General features: G+C 52.7%; 2 protein-coding genes. Both read left to right on the top strand.

Annotated features, from left to right (window positions below):
- The first annotated feature begins 24 nt into the window (after positions 1-24).
- Positions 25-2,223, top strand: a complete 2,199-nt coding sequence (locus ACETWG_00010) for a fibronectin (GenBank protein MFB0514972.1) — start codon at positions 25-27, stop codon at positions 2,221-2,223.
- A 49-nt stretch (positions 2,224-2,272) separates the two neighbouring features.
- Complete coding sequence (locus ACETWG_00005; protein MFB0514971.1) at positions 2,273-3,106, top strand: hypothetical protein; 834 nt, start codon at positions 2,273-2,275, stop codon at positions 3,104-3,106.
- Positions 3,107-3,167 lie beyond the last annotated feature (61 nt).

The following is a 3,167-nucleotide window of genomic DNA, read 5'->3' as shown; positions in this document are numbered from 1 at the left end:
TGAATGAGTGAGGTTATTATCCGTATGAAAGCCATACTTCGAAACCCGGGATTAGCCTTCACCAGTGTGTTGATGCTGTGTCCCTTACTGATCGGCATTGCCTTTGCTGATGACACCAAGTGGATCGCCATCGGTGATCTGAATAACTGGTACTCCAGTGCCGGTGGTGAAAGGGAGGTGGGCCGCCGGGGATTGGTTTCCGACCAGCAGGATGGTCTCAGGTGGCCGGCCTTATTTGACTGGCAGGATTGCCAGGCGGCTAAGGCCCTGTGGATCGGGGCGACCGATTTCTATGATGCTAATATCGGCAAGACCTACGACTACAAGGTCGTGCATGTAGGGCCGCGAGTACTGGACGATGTGAGCGAGATAATGCCCCAGGAATTCAAGATGTACGGCAAGTTCAACCATCCAATCGTTTTCGTTGACGGTGAACCTGGGTCTGATATGATGTATGGTATGGACCTCGTCGATAGCATCTATGCAGACCTCCCGGTGGACCGCATGATTTATAATGTGGTCAACACTGCCATGGGCATCACCCTCACCCGCCATATATATGCTTTCACGAATCAGTACCACCAGAATTACCATATCTACGATTATGTTTTTAAAAACACCGGCATAATTGACAATAAGGGAACGATTCATGAGCAGACCATGGAGGGTGTGGTCATTTTCTTTCAGTACCGTTATGCTTCCTCACGTGAGGCGGGCGCCTATGGCCTGTATGTTCTGCCCCAGTCGGCCACCTGGGGGCACAATACGGTCAATGATATGGTGTTCGAGCACCCGCTTACCGGAGAACCCTTCCGGGCGCAGTTTGCCTGGCTCGGCCGCCACAGCCAGGCCACCTTCAACACTATCGGGGGCCCCGCGCAAAGCCTGGATGGGCATTTAACGGCCGCACAGTATGTAGGCGTGATCGCCCTCCACGCCGATGCCTCACCATCCGACCCGACCGATGATCCCAGCCAGCCCTTTACCACCATGTACATCCAGTCGGACCTGCCCATCACTTCGGCGAACAGCCAGTTCAATGACGTGAAGATGGCCCAGGAGTACGCCTATATGATTTCCGGTCACCCGGCCAACCGGCATGGTGAGGACATGGGTTGTCCAAATCCGATCGATTGTAATGCGGACGCCAATCTATACGAAAGGGCTGGGGATCCGGGCAATCCCGGCGGCTACTCCCACGGTCAGGGATTTGGACCCTATACGCTGGCTCCGGGTGAAAGTATCCATATCGTCCTGGCGGAAGGTGTAGCGGGCCTGAACCGCGATATGTGCTATGAGGTGGGGGAGAACTGGCTGAAAAATAACTCACCATTCAGCTTGCCGGCGAAAGCCGGACGGACGTATGCCGGTGGCGGGCCGACCGACAATGCTGACTTCTATAAGAACGTTTGGGTTTATACCGGTGAAGATTCCATTTTTCAGACCTTCGAGCGGGCCAGGGATAATTACTTTAGCGGGTTCGATATTCCCGCGCCACCGCGCCCGCCAGACCTGTTCGAAGTGAATTCGGGAGGTGATCGGATCACGCTTTCGTGGCAATATTCGGGCGGGACTCCGGATGATGTAGCGGGCTTTAAAGTCTACCGGGCAGTGCATAAGCCGGATACCTCTTACGACGAAATATTCGCCTGTGGTGCGGGGACCGCAAATCCTGACATAGTGACAACGTACGATGATCGGCAGGCGGTGCGGGGTTTCGATTACTATTACTATATCGTCGCCTTCGACGATGGCAGCACGAACGATATTGTCCCCGGCGTTCCCTTGGAGAGCAGCAAGTTCTGGACCAAGACCAACACCCCGGCGTCCTTGCGCCGACCTGCTGGCGGACCGGCTCGACTCAGTAAAGCCCAAAGATACAGCCTGGATGCTATCAGAATCGTCCCTAACCCTTATAATCTCAAGGCCCAAGCACTGCAATTCAGGGAGAGTGAACGCGATCGCATTAATTTCTATAATTTGCCCCCGTATTGTAGCATCAAAATCTTCACCGAACGGGGTGACCTGATTAAAACCATCGCGCATACTGATGGCAGCGGCGACGAGGGGTGGAACTCGGTGACCTCTTCCGGCCAGATCGTTGTGAGCGGACTATACATCCTCTACGTTGAGGTGACCGAAGATTACGTCGACCCGATTACAGGGCAGCTACTTTACAGGAAGGGGGAAAGTGAGATCAAAAAGTTCATTGTCATCCGCTGAGAAGCTTCAGGAAAATTAAATGAACAACGGCCAAACTCAGGAGAAGATAATGCCCTCTATTCTTTGCTTTCAGCGATTAAAGCTGCTTGGTGTGCTTTGTCTGATAGGTGCCCTGATGGCCGGGTGCGCGGACTTCTTTCCCGAAGAATTCCAGGAAGGAGAATTTGAGTTATCAGCCCTGGATCAGGCTGCATGTCACCGCCTGAATGATACTTCATTTGTTTTGGTCTCTACTAAAGGCAAGTTCAATTTTCAGAGCAGCTGGGTAAGTTACGCGATGGTGCCGGATACGAGTTGGGTCGTGTTTCCGGATACCTACTGGGTGGTGGATTCCGATACCAGTCGGGCTGTTCAGCCCGCCGAGGACTGGATCATCGTTCCCGACAGCAGCTGGCTGATTACTCCCGGCTCCAGCTGGATGGCGGGCAACCTAATAGTAACCGTCCCCGAGAGTGACTGGGAAGAAGCCCTGGATGTTACTGAAGCTTTCATTAAGACCACCAGGGACTTGCTTATTGCCAGCATGATTACGGAGGTATTCGATTCATTAGAAACAAGCAACGTCCAGCTGCTCAAGGACACGAGCTTGACTATCAGCACGCCGACGAATCTTAACGCCAACTATATCCTCCTCGACAACGAGACAGAGAATAATGTTATTATTGCCGTCGACGATTATGTGACGATTACAGCGATCCAGGAAGACGGGACCTTGTTATATGTGTTAGATTATGCCGTCGCGTTACCGACGGTAGTCGGCTGCCCTGAACTCAAGGAGCGTTCTGTTTTCAGCCTGGAAGCTGAACGCTACTTGGTCGGTTTCATTAAAACGGATCAAACCCTTGGCCATACTTTTCATGTGGCCGTCTTAGATGAGCGCTAGACTGGTGCTGAATTAATGGCCAAGGACTGGAGTTTTCAGATAGTACTGGAGCGGTTATCGT

The organism is Candidatus Neomarinimicrobiota bacterium (genome assembly GCA_041862535.1).
Lineage (GTDB): Bacteria > Fidelibacterota > Marinisomatia > SCGC-AAA003-L08 > TS1B11.
This window is presented reverse-complemented; position numbering and strand designations above follow the sequence as displayed.